Consider the following 20,762-nt stretch of genomic DNA (forward strand, 5'->3'; position numbering starts at 1 on the left):
GGGTACGGTGGGGAGCATGCTGCAAGGGTCGCTGCTGGACTTTACGGACGGGACGGGTCCGCGGCCGCTCGCCGACGCGCGGCGGACGCGGCTGTCGCACGGGGCGTGGATCGACGTGCTCCCCGGCTGGATCCCCGATGCGGACGCGCTGTTCGAACGGCTGCTGTCGTCCGTCCCGTGGCGGGGCGAGCGGCGGCGGATGTACGAGCGGGTCGTCGACGTGCCGCGCCTGCTCGCGTTCTACGACGAGCACGCGCCCCTCCCCGACCCCGCGCTCGCCGGCGCGAAGGCCGCGCTCGACGCCCACTACGCGTCCGAGCTGGGCGAACCGTTCCGGACGGCCGGGCTGTGCCTGTACCGGGACGGGCGCGACAGCGTCGCCTGGCACGGCGACACGATCGGGCGCGGCGCGACGCACGACACGATGGTCGCGATCCTGTCCGTCGGGGCGCCGCGCAGCCTGCTGCTGCGGCCCCGGGGCGGCGGGCGGACGATCCGGCGCGATCTCGGGCACGGCGACCTCATCGTGATGGGCGGGAGCTGCCAGCGGACCTGGGAGCACGCCGTCCCCAAGAGCACCCGCGCGACCGGGCCGCGCATCAGCGTCCAGTTCCGCCCCCGCGGCGTCCGCTGACCCTCGCGCAGCAGCGAACCGGAGCGGTATCGCCCCGCATCTCAACGGAGTGGCACCATGGCGGTGGTCCTGGTTTTCCGTGAGGAGGGGCGTTGCTGCGTCTGGTCGTTTCACAGACCTCCCCCCGGGCGTTCCGCAGCGTCTTGGACGCGCTGCAGGCGACGGCTCATCACGCCGCCGCGGGACGGCACATCCTGATCGAACCGGGGCAGTACCCCAACACGGGCTTCCGCAGCTCCAGCGACTTCGTGCTGACCGCCATGGACGGGCCCGGCACCGTCACGCTGGACGGCGCGACCAACGCGACGATGGAGCTCACCGGGCACGTCACCCTGCAGGGCGTCACCGTCCGGAACTGGAACGACGACGGCTGCGCGCTGAACGTCAAGGACGGCAGCGTCCTCGCGGAGGACTGCGAGTTCGTCAGCCGCCGCGGGTCGGTCGCGGTGCGGGCGTGGAGCGGCGGCAGGCTCGCGCTGAAGAACTGCCGGGTCGAGGACGGCGTCGTCGTGTACGCGTCCGCGTCCGGGCTGCTGGAGGGCACGACCGTCACCGGCACCGGGCACAACGCCGTCGCGCTGCGGATGGGCAGCTCGGTGACGCTGCGGTCGTGCGTGATCGAGAAGGCCGGCGGCAACGGCGTCTGGGTCACCGAGGGCGCCCGGCCGCTGATCGAGCAGTGCACGATCAGCGACTCCGGGGTGTCGGGGATCCGCGTGGACGACCGCGCCGACATCGTCGTCCGCAACACCGCGGTGCGGGGGTCGCGGGAGTCGGCGCTGGTCGTCGCCGACAACGGGATCGCCCTCCTGGAGGACTGCCTGATCAAGGACGCGGGCCTGGAGGCGGTGTGGGCCGCGCGCGGCGGCACCGTGGTCGGGCGGCGCGTCCGGATGGAGACGCCGAAGCGGACCGGGATGCTCGTCGAGGGCTCCACCGGCACGTTCGAGGACTGCGAGATCATCGCGCCGCCGCAGAACGGCGTCGCGGTCGGCGAGGCCGGGCACGTCACGTTCGTCCGGGGGCGGGTCGAGGGCGCGGGCGTCGTCGGGCTCAACGTCCTCGACGGCGGCAACGGGCTGTTCGACGGGACGGTCGTCGCCGGCAGCGGCGAGGAGGGCGTGGGCGCGCACCCCGGCGCGGAGCTGACGCTGCGCGACTGCACCGTCGTGGACGGGCGCGGCGCGGGCGTCGCGACGTCGCGGCGGGCGCTCGTCCGGATCGAGGGGCTGACGAGCGAGCGGAACGAGCGCCCCGACCTGATCGGCTTCGACGAGCCGCCCGCGGCCGTCCCGGCGGCCCTGGAGCCGGCCGACGAACGGGAGAGCGCGGACGCCGTCCTCGCCGAGCTCGACGCGCTGGTCGGCCTCGCCGGCGTCAAGGAGGAGATCCACAAGATCAGGAACCTGCAGCGGGTCTCCGAGCAGCGGCGGCGCGCGGGCCTGCCGCCCGGCCCCGCGATCGGGCGGCACATGGTGTTCGCCGGCCCGTCCGGCACCGGCAAGACGACCGTCGCACGCCTGTACGGGCGCCTCCTCGCCGCGCTCGGCGTCGTCTCCACCGGACGGCTCGTCGAGGTGGGGCGGTCGCAGCTCGTCGCCGAGCACGTCGGCGGCACCGCGCCGAAGACCGCGCGGGCGTTCGACGAGGCGCGCGGCGGCGTGCTGTTCATCGACGAGGCCCACACCCTCGCGCGTCCCGCGGGCGGCGGCGTCGACTTCGGGCGGGAGGCCGTCGACACCCTCGTCAAGCTCATGGAGGACCACCGCGACGAGGTCGTCGTCATCGCCGCGGGCCACCCGGCGGAGATGCGCGCGTTCATGGCCGCGAACCCGGGGCTCGCCTCCCGGATCTCCCGCACCGTCGACTTCGGGCCCTACGGCCCGTCCGAACTCCTCGAGATCGTCGAACTGCACGCGACCCGGGACGGCTACCGGCTGTCGGGCGACGCGCGCGACGCGATCCTCGCCCACTTCACGGCCGTCGAGCGCGACGCGGGCTTCGGCAACGGGCGCGCGGCCCGGCGGGTGTTCGAGGCCGCGGTCGAGCGGCAGGCGCAGCGGCTCGCCGAACGCGACGACCTGCCGTCCGGCGACGAGCTGTCCGAGCTGCGCGCCGAAGACCTCGACGTCGACACCGGACCGGTCAAGGCCCCCGACTCCGCGCAGGTCCGCGGCGTCCTCGACCGGCTCGACGCGCTGACCGGGCTCGACGACGTCAAGCGCGAGATCCGCGACCTCGTCGACGCCGCGCGCCGCGCCGCCGCCCCCTTCACCGGCCACCTCGTCTTCGCGGGCCCGCCCGGCACCGGCAAGACCACCGTGGCCCGGCTGTACGGCGAACTCCTCGCCGCCCTCGGCGTCCTCGCGCGCGGCCAGGTCGTCGAGGCGTCCCGCGCGGACCTCGTCGGGCAGGACGCGGGGCACACCGCGCAGAAGACCGCGGACGTGTTCGAGCGGGCGCGCGGCGGCGTGCTGTTCATCGACGAGGCCCCCGCCCTCGCGCAGGAGGCCGTCGACACGCTCGTCAAGCTCATGGAGGACCACCGCGACGACGTGGTGGTCGTCGCGGCGGGCTACACCGCCGAGATGGAGGGGTTCGTCGCCGCGAACCCCGGGCTCGCGTCCCGCTTCGCCCGCACCCTCGAGTTCCGTCCGTACGACGTCCCGGGCCTCATGTCGATCTTCCTGGGCAAGGCCGCCGGGGCGGACTACCTCGTCCCGCAGACCACCCGCAAGGCCCTGGCGACGCACCTGAACACCCACCGCGACCGCTACCGGGACGGCAACGGCCGCGAGATCGACGAGCTGTTCCGGGCCGCCGTCACGGCCCACGCCCGGCGCACCGAGCAGCTCGCGACCACCGGCACCGAACCGACCCGCGAGCAGCTCTCCACCCTCGCCCCCGAAGACATCCCCCGCTGACGCCCTGTGCCATCGCCGCACGTCGGTGCGCTTTGACATGCAGCCGATCGGCTGCCTATTGTAAAGCAGCCAGATGGTTGCCTATCCCGGGAGGCGCGATGGACGCGGTGTTCAAGGCCCTGGCCGACCCCACCCGCCGCCGCCTGCTCGACAGCCTCAACACCCGCAACGGGCAGACGCTGCGCGAACTGTGCGCCGGACTCGACATGACCCGCCAGTCGGTCAGCAAACACCTGGCCCTACTGGAGGACGCCGAACTCGTCACGCCCGTCCGGCGCGGGCGGGAAAAGCTCCACTACCTGAACGCGGCGCCCATCAACGCGATCGCCGACCGCTGGATCCGCCGCTACGACCGCGACCGCGCCCGAACCCTCGCCGACCTCAAGACCGCACTGGAGGAAAGCCCCATGACCGACGGCTTCGTCTACACGACCTTCATCAAGACCACGCCGGAACGCCTCTGGCAGGCCCTCACCGACCCGGCCTTCACCGCCCGCTACTGGGGCGTGACCTTCGAAACCGACTGGTCCCCCGGCTCCACCATGGTCTGGGAGGAAAACGGCCGGAAGATCGCCGACCCCGAACAGGTCGTCCTGGAATCCGACCCGCCCCGCCGCCTCTCCTACACCTGGCACACCCCGACCGCCGAATGGGCCGAGGCCGCCGGCATCGGCGCGGACGTCCTCGCGAAGCTCCGCGACGAGCGCCGCACCCGCGTCACCTTCGACCTCGAACCGCGCGGCGACACGGTCAAGCTCACGGTCGTCCACGACGGCTTCACCCCCGACAGCACCATGCGCGGCATGGTCACCGAAGGCTGGCCCGAACTCCTCGCAAGCTTGAAGACACTCCTCGAAACCGGCACGCCCCTGCAGTGACGGTGCTCGTGGTGGAATCGCCCGAGCGGATCACGGCGGCAGCGGAGAATCCCTCGTCACCACCGGCGTCACGAGTCGAACAGTTCGTCGACCGAGGTGATGGTCACGGCGCGGTGCAGCCACTCTTCCAGCTGCGCCTGGTCGCGGCACTCCATGATGCGCTCGCGCGCCGCCTCGGAGACACGCACCTCGCGCTGCGAGAGGAAAATCAGGAGCGCCTTGGCCTCGCCCTTCACCTCGCCCATGGCCTCGCCCTCGGCGAGCCCCTCCTTGCGCCCCTCCTCGCGTCCTTCCGCGCGGTGGTGGATGGCGAACTCCGACTTCCACTCGTAACCGGCGGCCTGCATGTGTTCCTCCACGAGTTTGCGGGCTGAGGCTGAGATCTGTGACGTTGCGTAGTCATCATACTTCTTGGCGACATCGACCCCCGAGTTCGAGCCACTTCGTCCATGGCCTCGGCGTAGCAGGTCACGACGGCTTCCTGATGGGGGCCTTCGACGTGCGCGGGGGTACTGAGGAAGACGAGTTCGGGGAGCTTCCGCGCTTGTGTCGGGTCGGTGATGGGAGCCAGCTTCCCTGGGTGGAGGGTCAGAGGCTTGAGGTCCCAGTTCGGGTGGCCCATGCGGATGGGGTTGGAGCAGGCGCGGGCGACCTGCTCGTCCGGGCAGAAGACGAGCAGGATCGTGTCGCACTTGTGGCGCAACCGGAAGTTCGCCACGTACGCGGGCCAGCTGAAGCCCTTGCCGGGATCTTCCCTCAGTTGGGACTCGACGATGATGCCCAATGAGGGCTTCTCCGGGTCACCGACGAGGACGGTCGCGTCGCAGCGAAGTTCCTGCGGATGGAATGCGTTGTAGGTCTCGGCCGTAAGGCTGGCGTCCCCCTCGGGGATCTTGGGGATGTCCTCATGGAACACCCTGCGGAGAAGTTCGGGGACGAGGTCCGGCTGGTTGCGCACCATCTCCAGCGGGAGCTCGTGGTCCTTCGATGGCATGTTCGAAAGACTATCCGTTACCGAGCAGTTACGTCACGTGTTCGCCAAGGAACGTCAAAAGGCCCGCACCGCGGGCGGTGCGGGCCTCTTGGTTGGACGGTCAGTCCTTGTTGAAGTTGACCGCGCCCTCGATCGGGGGCGGGCTGTCGGGGACGGTGGTCGGCTTCGGGACGCCCTTGAAGGTGAACTTCGCGTCCTCGCCGGTGCCCTCGACGCCCACGATCACGATCTGGCCGGCCTTGAGCTCGCTGTAGAGGATCTTCTCCGACAGCTGGTCCTCGATCTCGCGCTGGATCGTGCGGCGCAGCGGACGGGCGCCCAGCACGGGGTCGTAGCCGCGCTCGGCGAGCAGGTCCTTGGCCTCCTGGCGGAGCTCGATGCCCATGTCGCGGTCGCGGAGCCGCTCGTCCACCTTGGCGATCATCAGATCGACGATCTGGATGATCTCCTTCGGGGTGAGCTGGTGGAACACGACCGTGTCGTCGACACGGTTGAGGAACTCGGGCCGGAAGTGCTGCTTGAGCTCTTCGGAGACCTTGGCCTTCATCCGCTCGTACGAGCCCTGCTCGTCGTTCTGGCGGGCGAAGCCCATCGAGACGCCCTTGGAGATGTCCTTGGACCCCAGGTTCGTCGTCATGATGATGACGGTGTTCTTGAAGTCCACGACACGGCCCTGCGCGTCGGTGAGGCGGCCGTCCTCCAGGATCTGCAGGAGGCTGTTGAAGATGTCCTGGTGGGCCTTCTCGATCTCGTCGAACAGGACGACCGAGAACGGCTTGCGGCGCACCTTCTCGGTGAGCTGGCCGCCCTCCTCGTACCCGACGTAGCCGGGCGGGGAGCCGAACAGGCGGGAGACCGTGTGCTTCTCCATGAACTCGGACATGTCGAGCTGGATCAGCGCGTCCTCGTCGCCGAACAGGAACTCGGCGAGGGTCTTGGACAGCTCGGTCTTACCGACGCCGGACGGGCCGGCGAAGATGAACGAGCCGCCGGGACGCTTCGGGTCCTTCAGGCCGGCGCGGGTGCGGCGGATCGACTGGGACAGCGCCTTGATGGCGTCCTCCTGGCCGATGACCCGCTTGTGGAGCTCGTCCTCCATGCGCAGGAGGCGGGAGCTCTCCTCCTCGGTCAGCTTGAAGACCGGGATGCCGGTGGCGGTGGCGAGGACCTCGGCGATGAGCTCGTCGGTGACCTCGGCGACGACGTCCATGTCGCCGGCCTTCCACTCCTTCTCCCGCTGCGCCTTCTGGCCGAGGAGCTGCTTCTCCGAGTCGCGGAGCGCGGCGGCCTTCTCGAAGTCCTGCGCGTCGATCGCGGACTCCTTGTCGCGGCGGACGTCGGCGATCTTCTCGTCGTACTCGCGCAGGTCCGGCGGCGCGGTCATGCGGCGGATCCGCATGCGGGAGCCGGCCTCGTCGATGAGGTCGATCGCCTTGTCCGGCAGGAACCGGTCGCTGATGTAGCGGTCGGCGAGCTGCGCGGCCGAGACGAGCGCGCCGTCGGTGATCGACACGCGGTGGTGCGCCTCGTAGCGGTCCCGCAGGCCCTTGAGGATCTCGATGGTGTGCGCCAGCGACGGCTCGGCGACCTGGATCGGCTGGAACCGGCGCTCGAGCGCGGCGTCCTTCTCCAGGTGCTTGCGGTACTCGTCGAGGGTGGTGGCGCCGATGGTCTGGAGCTCGCCGCGGGCCAGCATCGGCTTGAGGATGCTGGCGGCGTCGATCGCGCCCTCGGCGGCGCCCGCGCCGACGAGCGTGTGGAGCTCGTCGATGAACAGGATGATGTCGCCCCGGGTGCGGATCTCCTTGAGGACCTTCTTCAGCCGTTCCTCGAAGTCGCCGCGGTAGCGGGACCCGGCGACCAGGGCGCCGAGGTCGAGGGTGTAGAGCTGCTTGTCCTTCAGCGTCTCGGGCACCTCGCCCTTGACGATCTTCTGGGAGAGGCCCTCGACGACGGCGGTCTTGCCGACGCCGGGCTCGCCCACCAGGACGGGGTTGTTCTTGGTGCGGCGGGACAGCACCTGCATGACCCGCTCGATCTCCTTGTCCCGGCCGATGACCGGGTCGAGCTTGCCCTCGCGCGCGGCCTGCGTCAGGTTGCGGCCGAACTGGTCCAGCACGAGGGACGTGGAGGGAGCCGCCTCCGAGGGGCCGCCCGAGGCGGCCGGCTCCTTGCCCTGGTAACCGTGCAGCAACTGGATGACCTGCTGCCGCACCCGGTTCAGGTCGGCGCCCAGCTTCACCAGGACCTGCGCGGCGACGCCCTCGCCCTCGCGGATCAGGCCCAGCAGGATGTGCTCGGTGCCGATGTAGTTGTGGCCCAGCTGCAGCGCCTCGCGCAGTGACAGCTCAAGGACCTTCTTGGCGCGCGGAGTGAACGGGATGTGGCCCGACGGCGCCTGCTGGCCCTGGCCGATGATCTCCTCGACCTGCTGGCGCACCGCCTCAAGGCTGATCCCCAGGCTCTCCAGAGCCTTTGCGGCGACACCCTCACCCTCGTGGATCAGACCCAGGAGGATGTGCTCGGTGCCGATGTAGTTGTGGTTGAGCATCCTGGCTTCTTCTTGCGCCAGGACGACAACCCGCCGCGCGCGGTCGGTGAACCTCTCGAACATCTCGTCGCTCCTCACAGAGCGGTTGGGCAGAGTCCGGAACGTCCGGAACTGTCCTTCCGCATGCTAGCCCGCCCCGAGGAGGCCACCCGGTGCACTCCCACCAGGAGACGTTCCCCAGCTAAGCGCTGTTCAGTCTCATCCAACTACCGCATCGGCGCGTCATGTTCCCGCTACGCCCCAAGCGAACGGGGGCTTTCCGCAGGTCGTCCGAGGCGCGGCCGAGTCCGGCGAAGGTGTGCCTTGACGGCCGGGTCTACCTCGTCGCGCGCCCCGCGAAACGTCCGGATCGCTACGCCACAAGCGAACGGGCGATTTCCCCCGTTCGGCGCGATTCCGGGGTCCGGCCGGACGTCCCGGGACGCCGGACGGACGTGCGCGTGCGGTCCCTCGTACAACGCGGCGGCGCGCCGCCTTCTTCCGCGCGGACGCGAACGGCCCGCCTCGCGGACGGAGGCGGGCCGTCGGCCGACCGGGTCAGTGCGCCGCCTCGTACTTTTCGATCACGTGGGCGGGGATGCGGCCGCGCTCATTGACCTTGATGCCATTGTTCTTGGCCCAGGTCCGGATCTCGGCGCTGCGCTCACGGCTGGAGGCGCCCCGCTGCCGCCGCTTGTTGCGGCTGACGGTGCCCGCCTTGCGCGCCTTCTCCACGAACGGCTGCAGGGAATCCCGCAGCTTCTTTGCGTTGGCGTCACTCAGATCGATCTCGTAGGAGGCGCCGTCGAGCGAGAACGTCACGGTCTCGTCCGCCTCACCACCGTCGAGGTCGTCGAGGAGAAGCACCTGAACCTTCTGTGCCATGAGGACAGACCTTTCGCTGGAGCAAACTGCATTGGCTGCAAAGATATACCGCGATGTGCGTGGATGACAATTCAACACTCGTGATGAAGTCCCCTTCCCCCCTGGTAACTCATCGTCATCGTCCTCGCTGAATCCGGGAGGGGACGCCTCGGCGGGCCCGTCGGGACGCGGGCCGGTCCGTATGAATTTGCGCGCGGTCGCCCGGCTCGGCGGATTTCGGCGTGACCGACGTCACTGCCCACCCGCGCCCGACCTGGGAGGTTAGCCGGGGCTTTGCGGACGATCCGGGCCCGGGACGCCGCGGCGGCGGGGGCGGAAAAGGGTCTGCGGGGGACCTTAACAGGTACGGCGCACCAACATCGCCCAGCACCGATTAACCCTGGCGTAACGACACTAACCGCGCCGGACGGGAAAGCGCGGAGCCCGGGAGGCCCGGTGGCGCGGGGCTTACGGGCCGTCACCGGCGCATGTCGCTCGATAACGCAACGGGGTCCGCGGGCGAAAATCGGTTGCCTCGCCGGCGGCGCGAAGTCTCCGTGCCGCGGCACCGCCGAAGCGCGGCGGCCGTCGCCCCATCCCGAAATCGGTTGATAAGCGACACAAACCGCCCTGCCGCCCCACTTCCTTGGACGGCCCGAGTGCCCCGGCGCGCCCATCCCAAACCGGAGGGCTCGTCCGGGACGGGACAGATCCTCGCCGATTCGCGGCCGTAACCGGAACGAGCTGGGATTCGCCCGCTGAACGCGGGCGTCCGAAACGCGGAGGGCCACTCCCCAAAACCCGCGGGTCGGCCGCAGTTGTGCGGCGGGCGGTCCACGGAAGGGGGCCGGGAAGCGGGTCCGGGAGCGGTCCGATGGCGGGCGCGGAAGCCCTTCCGGGAAGGGGACGGGCGGGCCTCTCGGAAGCCCGCGGGTGTACCTGCGGGTGCGCCTGCGGGCCCCTGAGGGGCCCGTCAGAACGTCGTGGAACGGGCGCCCGGACGTTTGACCACGACGGTGCCCGCGAGCCTGTCGTGGAGCGCCTGGCGGCTCCGGCCCTCGAACAGCAGGCCCGCGTTCGCGACCCAGAACACGCCTGCGAGGAGCCCGGCCACGGGAACGGGACGCGCCACGATCGGGACCGCGTAGATCGCCGCGCGGAGCGCGCCGCGCAGGCCGCCGAGCCGCGCGGGGTCGTGCGCCCGGGGCGCGGCGCGTCCGCCCCGGGCGTCCTCGGCGGCCTCGGCGCCGTCGTGGAGTTCGCCGCCGTCGCGGACGTCCGGGGGCGGCGCGTCCTCGTCGGGCCGGTCGAGGACGGCTTCGGCCCGCACGTCCTCGGCGCGGACGACCTCGATGCCGGCGAAGCGCTTGCCGGGCGTCCGTCCCCACAGCGCGAGCTGGACGGCCTCGTAGACGAGCAGGCACCCGGCGACGGCGGGCGGCGCGACGAGGTCGAGGGCGCCGTCCGGCAGCGTCTCCCGGAGGACGAGCATGACGGGCAGGCCGACGATCAGCGTGTCGACGATGCGGGCGAGGAGCCGCTGGCCCGGTTCGGCGAGCAGCCGCACGGCGACCGGCCCGGACGGTTCCGCGGAGGCGGGCCGCGACGTCTCCATCGCCGTCCTCCCCGGCCTAGCGGACGAACTCGGTGGTCTCACCGTGCCCGTGGTCGTCGTGCCCGTGGTCGTCGTGCCCATGGTCGTCGTGCCCGTCGTACAGGGCGCGCTCGTCGATGACCAGGGTGTTGGAGAAGCGGTCGTGCAGGGCCTGGTGGAGGGGCTGGTCCCAGATGGCCCAGAGGTGGGCCATGACCATGCCGATCCAGACGAGCAGCATGCCGTAGGCGGCGTAGCTCCACACCATCACGGCGAGGACGAGGAAGAAGAACACGCCGAGCTGGTACGCGATGTGCGTGATCCCCGCGCGCCAGACGCCCTGCGTCGTCGTCAGCGGCTCGCCCTCGGGCCGCGCCTGGACGACGCCGATGCCGAGGAGCCGCTTGCCCCACGTGCGTCCCCACATGGCCAGCTGCACGGCCTCGTAGATGAACGGCAGCACCGAGAGCACGCAGAACAGCGTGAAGATGATCGGCCAGTTCCAGATGCCGCCCTCGTCCTCGGCCGTGCTCCCGGCCCGGTCGAGTCCGACGGTGCCGACGACGACCGGCAGGACGAGCGCGAACCCGAACACCGCGACGATCGAGTTGTCGATGATGCGGGCCCCGGCGCGCCGCAGGATGGGGGCCAGGGGCGTGCCGGCGTAGGGAGCGCTTTGGGACGGCGCCCCGTGCTGCCCGTACCCGGGGTCGTAGCCGCCGCCCCCGTAGGCCGGGTCATAGGACGGCTGCTGCTGCCACTGCTGCTGGGGAGGCTGCTGCTGCCATTGCTGCCGCGCCGGGGGGCGCGCGGGCTGCTGAGGGTGCTGCGGTTGCTGCCACTGGGGACCCTGGTACGAGGGCGGGGGGCCGTAGGACCCCTGCCCCTGCGGCGGCTGGTACGGCCCGCCGCGGTGGGGGGATTCGCTCATTCGGTCAGTCCTCCAGGCGAAGCAACATCCGGGTGTTGCCCAACGTATTCGGCTTCACCCTGTCGAGGTCCAGGAACTCGGCCACGCCTTCGTCGTACGAACGCAGAAGCTCCTCGTACACCTCTGGCGACACCGGGGTCCCCAGAAGCTGCCGGAAGCCGTGACGGGCGAAGAACTCAACTTCGAAGGTAAGGCAGAAAACCCTCCGGACGCCGAGTTCCCGGGCGGTTTCGAGGAGTCGCACAACGATCCGGTGGCCGATTCCGCGCCCGCCGTACCCCTTGTCGACGGCGACCGAGCGCACTTCCGCGAGGTCCTCCCACATCACGTGCAGGGCGCCGCAGCCGATGACGCGGCCGCCCGCCTGCGCGTCCTCGGCGACCCAGAACTCCTGGACGTCCTCGTAGAGCGTCACCGCGGTCTTCTTCAGCAGGCGTCGTCCCGACCCGGCGTACATGTCGACCAGCCTGCGGATCTCCTTGACGTCGGCGGTGCGCGCACGCCGGATCACGACTTCCACAAACAGGCGACATTACCGAACGCCGCGGCCCGGTACGGACGCCGAGCGCGGGACACGGGCGGTGACCTGCGTCTTCGCGCGTTCTTGTTGGATTCGCGGACCGGTTCCGTTAGTGTCCTGCGCTGATGTCGGCCCGGCGCAGAACCGGGCCGGACCGCCGCGTCCGAGGCCCACCGGCCGTTCCGGACGGCGAAATTCCCGTTTTCGGGAGCGCCCGGGGTCGTGTTCCCGGAGGCGCCGCACCGTCAGGGTGATCCAACAGACCGCACGGACCCGATCCGCGCGCCGCGGGCCCGCGCGCGCCGCGGACGGTCGTCCGAGCCCGAGCCCGAGCCCGGTCCGCCGCGGCCGGGGCCGCCGCCGTCCCGAGACCGCCGCCCGGCGGGCGACGAGAAGAGGAGATCGCATGGAGCCCTCGCGGCCCGCGTCCCGATCGCGCCGTGCCCGCCTCCCGCGCCCGGCCGCCGCGTCGCCCCTCGGCCGGACGGCTGTCGTGGCGGCGGCGCTCGCGGTCGTCTCGGCCGCCCCGCACGTCGCCGTCCCGCAGCGGGGTCCGGCGGCGCTCGCCGAGCCGGGGCCCGCCGCCGGGGACCTCACCTCCGAGGCGTACCGGCTGGCCGACGAGTTCGAGAAGCTCACCGAGCAGTACAACGGCCTCCGGGTGCGGCTGGAGCAGGCGCGGCGGGCCGCCGCGGCGTCCGAGACGAACGCCGCGCGGCAGCGGGCGGCCTTCGACGCGCTGCGGAAGGAGATCGGGCGCCTCGCCGCGACCCGGTACATGCACGGCGGGGACGACCCGGCCGTCACGTTCATCGCGTCGCAGGACCCCCAGGCCGTCCTCGACCGCGCCGCGACCCTCGACTACTTCTCCGACCAGGAGAGCACCAAGGTCATGGCGTACATGCGGGCGATGCAGTCCGCCGAGCGCGCGCGCCGGTCCGCCGAGCAGCGCGCCGCGCAGGCGACCGAGTTGAAGAAGAAGGTCGAGGCGCAGCGGGAGAAGGTCACGCGGGAGTACGAGAAGATCCGCGGCAAGGTGATCAAGCAGGCGCCCGAGAAGCTCGCCGAACTACCGGTGGTCGGCACGGGCAAGGCGGCGCGCGCGCTGAAGTACGCGATGAGCAAGCTGGGACGCCCGTACGTGTGGGGCGCGGAGGGGCCCGGCAGTTTCGACTGCTCCGGGCTGACGATGTGGGCCTACAGGCAGGTCGGGGTCAACCTGCCGCACTACACCGGCAGCCAGTTCACTTCGGGCGTGCGCGTCTCCCGGAGCGAGCTGCGGCCGGGCGACCTCGTGTTCTTCCACTCCGACCTGCACCACATGGGCATGTACGTCGGCGACGGGAAGATGATCCACGCGCCGCACACCGGCGACGTCGTCCGGATCGCGCCCATGGCGGGACGGCCGTTCGCGGGCGCGGTGCGCGTCGCGTGACGCGCACACCTCGGGAACGACCGGGACGGCGGGGACGGCTCGGGCGGCGGACGTCCCGTGAACAACGTCCGCGGCGGCGCCTCCCGAAGGGACCTACCTGTCGGGAAGCCGGCGCCGCCGCCGCGGGGTCGGACGGAGTTCGCGTCGGGTGAGTGTGCCGCCTGGTCCTGCCGGTGACGCCCGCCTTCCCCGGACGGGCGCCGTCGTGCGCACGCTAGATGAGCTGCCTCCGGGCCGCCCACACCACGGCCTCGATAGGGGTGCCGACCTCCAGCCGGTCGCAGATGGTCCGCAACCGGCGGCGCAGGGTCCGCGCGCTCAGTTCCAGCTTTCGTGCCGCCACATCGGCGGTGACACCGCTCGCGATCTGGGCCAGCAGTCGGATCTCCTCCTCGCTCAGCCCGAACTCGTCGGTGCCACGACGTGCGAGTGTGGCCTGTTCCACTCCGTCCTCCCTCGTCCGTGGTGATGACCGCGGGGATGCAGCCGTCCGCTGCACAGGCACGGGTTCGGCCTCGTGTACGCGCGTTGGGTTGCCGGGTCCGGAGCCCTCCGGACTAGATCATCAGGTTCCCTTGCTGTCTCACGAGCTTGGCCGGAGGTGGCCGATCGGCCGGTTGCGGGGATGCGCGGGGGAACTCCGGGTGACGATTCAGTCGTTGGCCTTCCGGACGACACGGGCTCTGGTCGCCAGCCATCCGCGCCCGTCCCTTCCTCGGATCCACCGTGGTCCTCGCCGTGGGCGAAGATCATGAATCGTTTCAAGCTACGCTTCGGCTCGGAACGCTAGGCGGCCGGATCCGGCCCGTCAAGCGCTGGTCAAATGCCTTGCGTGCTCGTATGGTCGCCATGTGTGACGGGCCGTTCGAGCTCGCGTGATAGAGAATGCCGCTACCTGGGAGAACGTCGCCGGGGGCGGATGAGGAGCGAGTTGCCACAGACCAGTATTCGTGAGGTGGCGAAGCGAGCCGGGGTCTCAGTTGGGACCGTTTCGAATGTCCTAAACCGGCCAGACCTCGTGGCCGAAGCCACCCGTGACCGTGTGCGCGCGGCGATCGACGAGCTCGGCTTCGTCCGCAACGAGTCGGCGCGGCGGCTGCGCCAGGGCCCGCACGGGGCCCGGACCGGCGGCGCGGAGGCCGCCGGCGGGGCGATCGACGGGTCCGCCGAGCGCCCCGCCGAGCGCGCGTCCGGGCGCGGCCGCCGCGAGACCCGGCGCGCCTTCGGCGTCATCGTCGAGGACCTGACGAACCCGTACGCGAGCGACGTCGCGCGCGGCGCCGAGCTCGCGCTGAACGAGGCGGGCCACGACGCGCTGTGGATCTCCAGCGACCACTCGTCCGTCAAGGAGCGGCGCTCGCTCGACCTGCTCGAGGAGCACCGGGTCGCGGGGGCGCTCATCATCCCGGTCGGGCTCGGCCCCCGCCGGATCGCCGAGCTGCGCGCCGCCGGGCTCAGCGTCGTGCTGATCGACCGGGACGCGACCGACGCGTGCTCCGCCCGGGTCGACCATGTGGCGGGCGGCGAGATCGCGGCCGCGCACCTGCTCGGCGCCGGCTGCGCCCGGGTGACGTTCGTGACCGGACGGCCCGAGCCGGCGCCGTGCGTCCACCGGCGCGACGGCGCCGCCCGCACGCTCGTCGAGGCGGGCCTCGCCGCGCCGCCGGTGCTGGTGCAGGAGGGGCTCACCATCACCGAGGGGCGCGCGGTGGCGCAGCGGATCCTGGCGATGTCGCCGCGCCCGGACGGCGTGTTCTGCGCCAACGACCTCCTCGCGATCGGGCTGATCAACGAGCTGACGCGGCTCGGCGTCCGGGTGCCGGACGACATCGCGGTCATCGGCTACGACGACATCGAGCTCGCCGCCAGCGCCGCCGTGCCGATCACGACGATCCGGCAGCCGCGCCGCGAGCTCGGCTGGGAGGCCGCCGAGCTGGCCCTCGCCGAGATCCGCGAGGGGGCCTCGCACCAGCACCGGCAGGTCGTGCTGCGGCCCGAGATCGTCGTCCGCGACTCCGCCTGACGGCGCGGGCCCGGCCCGGACGGCTCAGGCGGTCGCGCAGTAGATGCTGCGGGGCACGTCCGGGTCCCGGAACCGGGCCACCGCGTCGTCCCGGCGGTACTGCCAGCGGCACGCCTCGTCGAGCGGGATCGCGTACCGCTCCGAGCCGCGCTGACCCGCGCGACCCCGAAGTCGATCACGCGCGGGCCGTAGGCGCCGATCAGCACGTTGTGCGGTTTGAGGTCGCGGTGCACGAGCCCGGCCTGGTGGATGGCGGCCAGGGCCGTCGCCATGCCGATCGCGAGCCGCTCCAGGTCGGCGCCGTCCAGCGGCCCGTCCCAGGAGACGCGGCCGTGCAGGGACGGGCCCTCCACGTACTCGCTCACGATGTAGGGGCGGTCGTCGAACATGCCGGCGTCCAGGACCTGCGCGGTGCAGAACCGGGCGACGCGGCGGGCGTTCGCCGCCTCCTCGAGGAAGCGCAGCCGGGCGTCCCGGTCGGCCTGGTGCAGCAGCTTGACGGCGACGGCCGCGCCGTCCGGGCCGCGGCCCAGGTAGACGGCCCCCTGCCCGCCCTCGCCGAGCCGCCCGGACAGCGCGTACTGGCCGAGGCTTCGCGGATCTTCGGGCCGCAGGGGGTGCTCACCCGGGAGATCATGCCATCCGGCCGGGACGCGAACGGGCGTTCGGCGCCCGCGGCGCCGCCCGTCGCGCGCGTCCCGGCCGAGACGGCGCGGGCTACTCCGGCTTGACCAGCGGGAACAGGATCGTCTCCCGGATGCCCTTGCCGGTGAAGGCCATGATCATCCGGTCGATGCCGGCACCCATCCCGCCGGTCGGCGGCATCGCGTACTCGAGCGCCCGCAGGAAGTCCTCGTCCAGCTGCATGGCCTCGGGGTCGCCGCCCGCGGCCAGCAGCGACTGCTCGGTGAGCCGGCGGCGCTGCTCGATCGGGTCGACGAGTTCCGAGTAGGCGGTGCCGAGCTCGGTGCCGAACCCGATGAGGTCCCACTTCTCGGTGAGCAGCGGCTCCTCGCGGTGCTGCCGGGTCAGCGGGGACGTCTCCAGCGGGAAGTCCATGACGAACGTCGGCTGGACGAGCGTGTGCTCGATCAGCTCCTCGAAGATCTCCTGGACGAGCTTGCCCTGGCCCCACTTGGGGTCCCAGCTCACGCCGCGCCCGTCCGCGAGCTTGCGGACGGCCTCGATCGGGGTGTGCGGGGTGACCTCCTCGCCGAGCGCCTCCGACACCGACCCGTACAGCGTGATCCGCGGCCACTCGGCCAGGCCGAGGTCGATCTCCTGCCCGTCGTGGACGACGACCGTCGTGTCCAGCGCGGCGACGACCGCCTTCTGGTACATCCGCTGGGTGAGGTCGGCCATGTCGTTGTAGTCGAGATACGTCCCGTACGCCTCGAGCATCGTGAACTCGGGGTTGTGGGTGGAATCCGCGCCTTCGTTACGGAAGTTCCGGTTGATCTCGAAGACCTTCTCGATCCCGCCGACGACGAGCCGCTTCAGGTACAGCTCGATCGCGATCCGCAGGTAGAGGTCCATGTTGTACGCGTTGATGTGCGTGGTGAACGGGCGCGCCGTCGCACCGCCGTGGACGGGCTGCAGCATCGGCGTCTCGACCTCGAGGTAGCCCTCGTCGTGCCAGAAGTCGCGGACGGCGCGCACGGTCGCGCTGCGGATCCGCGCCATCCGCCGGGCCTCGTCGTTGACGATCAGGTCGACGTACCGCTGCCGCACCCGCGCCTCGGGGTCGGTGAGGCCCGCGTGCTTGTCCGGCAGCGGGCGCAGGCACTTCGACGTGATCGCGAACCGGTCGGCCATGATCGACAGCTCGCCGCGCCGGGACGTGATCACCTCGCCCTCGACGCCGATGTGGTCGCCGAGGTCGACCTCGCGCTTCCAGAAGTCGAGCTGCTCCTGCCCGACGTTCGCGAGCGACAGCATCACCTGGATCTCGCCGCCGCCGTCGCGGATCGTCGCGAAGCACAGCTTGCCGCCGTTGCGGACGAGCATGACCCGCCCGGTGACGCCGACCCGCTCGCCCGTCTCGGTGCCCGGCTCGAGGTCGGGGTGTTTCTCGCGGACCTCGGTGATGGTCGCCGTGCGCGGGAACGACACCGGGTAGGGGTCGATCCCGCTCTCGCGCAGCCGGTCGAGCTTCTCCCGGCGGACGCGCATCTGCTCCGGAAGGTCATCGAGGGTCTCGTCACTCACACCTCAAGGCTATCGATCCCGCTCAGTGCCCCGCGAACCACTTCGCCGGACGCGTCCGCGCCGATTCGTCCGGACGTGCCCGCGTCGAGCCGTCCGGACCGTCCGGCGCCCGGCCGCCCGAAGCCCCCCGGGCCGAGCAGCGCGGGGCCCGCGTCGCGGGCCAGCGCGACCGCCAGCGCCCGGAACGCCCGCACGGGGCCGCTCGGGTCGCCGCGGCGCGTCGCGAGGACGCTGCTCTCCCACGGCGCGTCCACGATCGGGACGTACCGGACGCCGGGCCACGGGTAGAACCGGGCGAACGACGCGAGCGCCGAGCCGACGCCGCGTCCGGCGGCGGCGCTGAGCAGCACGTCCTGCGGGGTGCGGGCGAGGTCGGGCCCGCGCCGCCCCCGCTCGCCGTTCACCGCCCGGGTGAAGTACAGGTAGTCGGCGAACACGGCGGGGGTGACCTCGGGGACCTCGACGATCGGCAGGTCGAGGACGTCCGCGAGCCGCAGCGTCGCGGCGTCGCCGAACGGCCCGTCGACGGGGACGCACACGATCCGCGACTCGGTCGTCAGGACGTCGACGTCGACGCGCTCGTCGTCCGGTGCGGGACGGACGAACGCGACGTCCACCCGGTTCTCGACGAGCGCGGTGACGTGCTCGGTGAAGTCGAGCGGCTCGATGGCGAGCCGCACGTCGGGACGGGCGCGGCGGAACGCGCGCACGATCGCGGGGGTGAGCTCGGCGGACCCGTGCCCCATGATCCCGACGCGCAGCACCGGCCCGGCGGCACCGGGACGGCCGGCGCCCGATTCGGCGACCGCCGCGGCGGCGGCGTTCGCGGCGGCGAGCGCCGCGCGGGCGTGCGGCACGAACCGTTCGCCGGCCTCGGTGAGCCGCAGCGGGGAACGTTCCAGCAGCCGGACCCCGAGGTCGCGCTCGAGCCGCTGGACGTGCGCGGTCACGGCGGGCGGCGACAGGAACAGGCGCGCCGCCGCGCGCGCGAACCGCCCCTCCTCCACGACCGCGAGGAACGACGCCAGTTCACGCAGTTCCATGCCGCTCACGGTAATCGTCCGGATCGCGAAGAGGGAGGCCGGGCGACGCGCATCACACGCATGGCCGCCGGAGACACCGGCCGCCCCACCCGGCGCGCACGCCCGAACGCCCGCGCACCGAACGCCCGACAGCCGACGACCAAGCCGCCGCGCACCCACCCCCGCGGTCGGTTCGCGAAACGTGAAGGGGGGCGGTGGCGGGCCCGTCCGGGCCATAGACAGAGATCATGGACAAGTCGGGCGCGCCTCCGCGGCGCTGGCTCCCGGTGGCGCTGATCATGTTCGGGGTCGGCTGGGGCGCCAACCAGTTCGCCTCGCTTCTCGGGCTCTACACCGAGCGGCTGCACCTCGGCGGCGGCGCCGCGCAGGCCATGTTCGGCGTGTACGCGCTAGGGCTCGTGCCCGGACTCGCGCTCGGCGGGCCGCTGTCCGACCGGTTCGGGCGCCGCCGCGTCGCGCTGCCGTCCGCGGGCGCGTCGGCCCCGGTCACGCTCGTCCTGATGGCCGGGTCGGCGGTGCCGGAGCTGCTGTACGCGGGACGGCTGCTCGCGGGGGTCGTGACGGGCGCGGTGCTCGCGGCGGGCACCGCGTGGGTCAAGGAGCTGGCGCCGGGGCCCGGCGTGCGGGCCACCGCGCTGGCGGTGTCGGCCGGGTTCGGCGCCGGGCCGCTCGCGGCGGCGCTGGTCGCGCAGTGGGCGCCGTCCCCGCTGGTCACCGCGTACGTGCCGCACCTGCTGATCATGGCGGTGACCGTGCCCGCGGCGCTGCGCGTCCCCGACGTCCGGCACGTCCGGCCGGCACCGGACGGGCGGGCACCGGACGGGCGGGCCGCGGACGGGCGGGGCCTGCGGCTCGGCGGGCTCCGCCGACCCGCGTTCCGCCGCGCGATCGCGCCGGTCGCGATCTGGACGTTCGCCGCGCCCACGAGCGCGTTCGCGCTGCTGCCGACGGTCGTCCCGGTGGAGCACGCGCCGATCGTCCACGCGGGGCTGATCACCGCGCTCACGCTCGGCTCGGGGATGGCGGCGCAGCCGGTCGCGCGGCGGCTGGAGGCGCGGCACCCGCGGCTCGTCGCCCGCGCCGGGCTGCTCGCGGTGTCGGCGGGGCTGCTGGCGGCCGCGCTGACGGTCGTGCTGCACGAGCCCGCGCTGACCGCGGCGGCGGCCGTCCCGCTGGGCCTCGGCTACGGGTTCGTGCTGACCTACAGCCTCGGCGAGACGGCCCGGATCGCCGCGCCGCACGAGCTGGCGGGCCTGACGGCCGTCGCGTACGCGGTGATCTACGCGGGGATGTTCACGCCGCTGCTGCTGACCGTGCTGGCCCGGGCGGTCCCGCTGGCGCTGCTGCTGACCGTCCTGTCCGGGCTCGCGGCGCTGTGCCTGCTGCGGGCGACGCGTCAGGCGGTGTTGCGCTCGTAGATCAGCCGGAGGCCGATCAGGGTGAGCCACGGCTCGAAGACGTCGATGCTGCGGGACTCCTCCAGGACGAGCGGGGCGAGCCCGCCGGTCGCGATGACGGTGACCTCGTCGGGGTCGGCGGCGAGCTCGTCGGCCATCCGCTCGACGATCCCGTCGACCTGGCCGGCGAACCCGAAGATGATCCCGGACTGCAGCGCCTCGACGGTGTTCTTGGCGATCACGTTGCGCGGCCGCACCAGCTCGATCTTGTGGAGCTGGGCGCCGCGCGACGACAGCGCGTCTATCGAGATCTCGATGCCGGGGGCGATGGCGCCGCCGACGTACTCGCCCTTCGCGGAGACGGCGTCGAAGGTGGTCGCGGTGCCGAAGTCGACGACGATCGCGGGGCCGCCGTGCGTGTGCACGGCGGCCAGCGCGTTCACGACCCGGTCGGCGCCGACCTCCTTGGGGTTGTCCATCCGGACGGGCACCCCGGTCTTGACGCCCGGTTCGACGATGACGGCGGGGACGTCACCGTAGTAACGGCGGCACATCTCCCGCATCTCGTGCAGCACGGACGGGACGGTCGAGCACAGCGCGATGCCGCTGATGTCGGTCTCGGCGAGCAGCGGGCTCTGCTGCACCAGGCCCTGCAGCACCACGGCGATCTCGTCGGCGGTGCGCCGCGGGTCGGTGTTGATCCGCCAGTGCTCGATCACCTCCTCGCCCTCGAACAGGCCGAGCACGGTCTGGGTGTTACCGACGTCGATGGTGAGCAGCATCAGGT

At 72.1% G+C, this 20,762-nt stretch carries 17 protein-coding genes and 1 pseudogene; 6 read left to right on the top strand and 12 right to left on the bottom strand.

Annotated elements, in window-relative coordinates:
* Positions 1 to 16 precede the first annotated feature (16 nt).
* From AB0L25_RS24650 to AB0L25_RS24660, 3 genes are all read left to right on the top strand, one after another.
* Positions 17 to 634 carry an alpha-ketoglutarate-dependent dioxygenase AlkB gene (locus tag AB0L25_RS24650; protein WP_500175030.1) on the top strand — a complete coding sequence of 206 codons (618 nt, stop codon included), beginning with the start codon at positions 17 to 19 and terminating at the stop codon, positions 632 to 634.
* Positions 635 to 726: 92 nt separating this feature from the next.
* Entirely contained in the window at positions 727 to 3,558 is a 2,832-nt protein-coding gene (locus AB0L25_RS24655) for a right-handed parallel beta-helix repeat-containing protein (RefSeq protein ID WP_500175031.1), read from the top strand.
* Between the two features lie 98 nt (positions 3,559 to 3,656).
* A complete protein-coding gene (locus AB0L25_RS24660; protein WP_500175032.1) occupies positions 3,657 to 4,436 on the top strand; it encodes an ArsR/SmtB family transcription factor in 780 nt (259 codons plus the stop codon).
* 68 nt (positions 4,437 to 4,504) lie between these two features.
* Here the strand turns inward: AB0L25_RS24660 and AB0L25_RS24665 are convergent, their stop codons facing one another.
* From AB0L25_RS24665 to AB0L25_RS24695, 7 genes are all read right to left on the bottom strand, one after another.
* Positions 4,505 to 4,681, bottom strand: coding sequence for a hypothetical protein (locus tag AB0L25_RS24665; protein ID WP_500175033.1), 177 nt, complete (start codon positions 4,679 to 4,681; stop codon positions 4,505 to 4,507).
* Complete coding sequence (locus AB0L25_RS24670) at positions 4,669 to 5,430, bottom strand: hypothetical protein (protein ID WP_500175034.1); 762 nt, start codon at positions 5,428 to 5,430, stop codon at positions 4,669 to 4,671. The genes AB0L25_RS24665 and AB0L25_RS24670 overlap by 13 nt, the downstream gene beginning before the upstream one ends.
* Before the next feature lie 100 nt (positions 5,431 to 5,530).
* On the bottom strand, positions 5,531 to 8,044 hold the full coding sequence (locus tag AB0L25_RS24675) for an ATP-dependent Clp protease ATP-binding subunit (protein WP_500175035.1): 2,514 nt from the start codon (positions 8,042 to 8,044) through the stop codon (positions 5,531 to 5,533).
* A 474-nt stretch (positions 8,045 to 8,518) separates the two neighbouring features.
* Complete coding sequence (locus tag AB0L25_RS24680; RefSeq protein ID WP_026403522.1) at positions 8,519 to 8,845, bottom strand: histone-like nucleoid-structuring protein Lsr2; 327 nt, start codon at positions 8,843 to 8,845, stop codon at positions 8,519 to 8,521.
* A gap of 952 nt (positions 8,846 to 9,797) precedes the next feature.
* Complete coding sequence (locus AB0L25_RS24685) at positions 9,798 to 10,439, bottom strand: RDD family protein (protein ID WP_500175036.1); 642 nt, start codon at positions 10,437 to 10,439, stop codon at positions 9,798 to 9,800.
* 16 nt (positions 10,440 to 10,455) lie between these two features.
* A complete protein-coding gene (locus AB0L25_RS24690) occupies positions 10,456 to 11,349 on the bottom strand; it encodes an RDD family protein (protein WP_500175037.1) in 894 nt (297 codons plus the stop codon).
* Between the two features lie 4 nt (positions 11,350 to 11,353).
* Entirely contained in the window at positions 11,354 to 11,869 is a 516-nt protein-coding gene (locus AB0L25_RS24695; RefSeq protein ID WP_500175038.1) for an amino-acid N-acetyltransferase, read from the bottom strand.
* Positions 11,870 to 12,275: 406 nt separating this feature from the next.
* Between AB0L25_RS24695 and AB0L25_RS24700 the strand changes: the two genes are divergently transcribed.
* On the top strand, positions 12,276 to 13,304 hold the full coding sequence (locus AB0L25_RS24700) for a C40 family peptidase (protein WP_500175039.1): 1,029 nt from the start codon (positions 12,276 to 12,278) through the stop codon (positions 13,302 to 13,304).
* 214 nt (positions 13,305 to 13,518) lie between these two features.
* Here the strand turns inward: AB0L25_RS24700 and AB0L25_RS24705 are convergent, their stop codons facing one another.
* The gene (locus AB0L25_RS24705; RefSeq protein WP_026403525.1) at positions 13,519 to 13,749 is read right to left on the bottom strand and encodes a LuxR C-terminal-related transcriptional regulator; all 231 of its coding nucleotides are present in this window, start codon (positions 13,747 to 13,749) and stop codon (positions 13,519 to 13,521) included.
* A 474-nt stretch (positions 13,750 to 14,223) separates the two neighbouring features.
* Here AB0L25_RS24705 and AB0L25_RS24710 point away from each other — a divergent pair, with 474 nt between their 5' ends.
* Positions 14,224 to 15,327, top strand: a complete 1,104-nt coding sequence (locus tag AB0L25_RS24710; RefSeq protein WP_500175040.1) for a LacI family DNA-binding transcriptional regulator — start codon at positions 14,224 to 14,226, stop codon at positions 15,325 to 15,327.
* Positions 15,328 to 15,506: 179 nt separating this feature from the next.
* Here AB0L25_RS24710 and AB0L25_RS24715 read toward each other — a convergent pair.
* From AB0L25_RS24715 to AB0L25_RS24725, 3 genes and pseudogenes are all read right to left on the bottom strand, one after another.
* Positions 15,507 to 15,941, bottom strand: a pseudogene (locus AB0L25_RS24715) (protein kinase domain-containing protein); the annotation flags it as partial.
* A gap of 103 nt (positions 15,942 to 16,044) precedes the next feature.
* Positions 16,045 to 17,499 (bottom strand): bifunctional lysylphosphatidylglycerol synthetase/lysine--tRNA ligase LysX, encoded by a 1,455-nt coding sequence (gene lysX / locus AB0L25_RS24720; RefSeq protein WP_500175066.1) that lies wholly within the window; start codon positions 17,497 to 17,499, stop codon positions 16,045 to 16,047.
* A 32-nt stretch (positions 17,500 to 17,531) separates the two neighbouring features.
* On the bottom strand, positions 17,532 to 18,578 hold the full coding sequence (locus AB0L25_RS24725) for a LysR family transcriptional regulator (protein WP_500175041.1): 1,047 nt from the start codon (positions 18,576 to 18,578) through the stop codon (positions 17,532 to 17,534).
* Positions 18,579 to 18,805: 227 nt separating this feature from the next.
* Between AB0L25_RS24725 and AB0L25_RS24730 the strand changes: the two genes are divergently transcribed.
* Positions 18,806 to 19,996, top strand: coding sequence for an MFS transporter (locus tag AB0L25_RS24730; RefSeq protein WP_500175042.1), 1,191 nt, complete (start codon positions 18,806 to 18,808; stop codon positions 19,994 to 19,996).
* On the opposite strand, the gene AB0L25_RS24735 is transcribed toward AB0L25_RS24730, so the two are convergent.
* Positions 19,975 to 20,757: a type III pantothenate kinase gene (locus AB0L25_RS24735; protein WP_500175043.1), complete on the bottom strand. Its 783-nt coding sequence runs from the start codon at positions 20,755 to 20,757 to the stop codon at positions 19,975 to 19,977. The genes AB0L25_RS24730 and AB0L25_RS24735 overlap by 22 nt on opposite strands.
* Positions 20,758 to 20,762 lie beyond the last annotated feature (5 nt).

It is taken from the genome of Spirillospora sp. NPDC052242 (assembly GCF_040679555.1).
GTDB lineage: Bacteria > Actinomycetota > Actinomycetes > Streptosporangiales > Streptosporangiaceae > Spirillospora.

What these genes read in the sequence shown, in the direction of transcription:
- AB0L25_RS24650 (WP_500175030.1), top strand. Translation starts at nt 17, where the DNA reads ATGCTGCAAGGGTCGCTGCTGGACTTTACGGACGGGACGGGTCCGCGG.
- AB0L25_RS24660 (WP_500175032.1), top strand. Translation starts at nt 3,657, where the DNA reads ATGGACGCGGTGTTCAAGGCCCTGGCCGACCCCACCCGCCGCCGCCTG.
- AB0L25_RS24665 (WP_500175033.1), bottom strand. Translation starts at nt 4,681, where the DNA reads ATGGGCGAGGTGAAGGGCGAGGCCAAGGCGCTCCTGATTTTCCTCTCG.
- AB0L25_RS24670 (WP_500175034.1), bottom strand. Translation starts at nt 5,430, where the DNA reads ATGCCATCGAAGGACCACGAGCTCCCGCTGGAGATGGTGCGCAACCAG.
- AB0L25_RS24675 (WP_500175035.1), bottom strand. Translation starts at nt 8,044, where the DNA reads ATGTTCGAGAGGTTCACCGACCGCGCGCGGCGGGTTGTCGTCCTGGCG.
- AB0L25_RS24680 (WP_026403522.1), bottom strand. Translation starts at nt 8,845, where the DNA reads ATGGCACAGAAGGTTCAGGTGCTTCTCCTCGACGACCTCGACGGTGGT.
- AB0L25_RS24685 (WP_500175036.1), bottom strand. Translation starts at nt 10,439, where the DNA reads ATGGAGACGTCGCGGCCCGCCTCCGCGGAACCGTCCGGGCCGGTCGCC.
- AB0L25_RS24690 (WP_500175037.1), bottom strand. Translation starts at nt 11,349, where the DNA reads ATGAGCGAATCCCCCCACCGCGGCGGGCCGTACCAGCCGCCGCAGGGG.
- AB0L25_RS24700 (WP_500175039.1), top strand. Translation starts at nt 12,276, where the DNA reads ATGGAGCCCTCGCGGCCCGCGTCCCGATCGCGCCGTGCCCGCCTCCCG.
- AB0L25_RS24710 (WP_500175040.1), top strand. Translation starts at nt 14,224, where the DNA reads ATGAGGAGCGAGTTGCCACAGACCAGTATTCGTGAGGTGGCGAAGCGA.
- lysX (WP_500175066.1), bottom strand. Translation starts at nt 17,499, where the DNA reads ATGCGCGTCCGCCGGGAGAAGCTCGACCGGCTGCGCGAGAGCGGGATC.
- AB0L25_RS24725 (WP_500175041.1), bottom strand. Translation starts at nt 18,578, where the DNA reads ATGGAACTGCGTGAACTGGCGTCGTTCCTCGCGGTCGTGGAGGAGGGG.
- AB0L25_RS24730 (WP_500175042.1), top strand. Translation starts at nt 18,806, where the DNA reads ATGGACAAGTCGGGCGCGCCTCCGCGGCGCTGGCTCCCGGTGGCGCTG.
- AB0L25_RS24735 (WP_500175043.1), bottom strand. Translation starts at nt 20,757, where the DNA reads ATGCTGCTCACCATCGACGTCGGTAACACCCAGACCGTGCTCGGCCTG.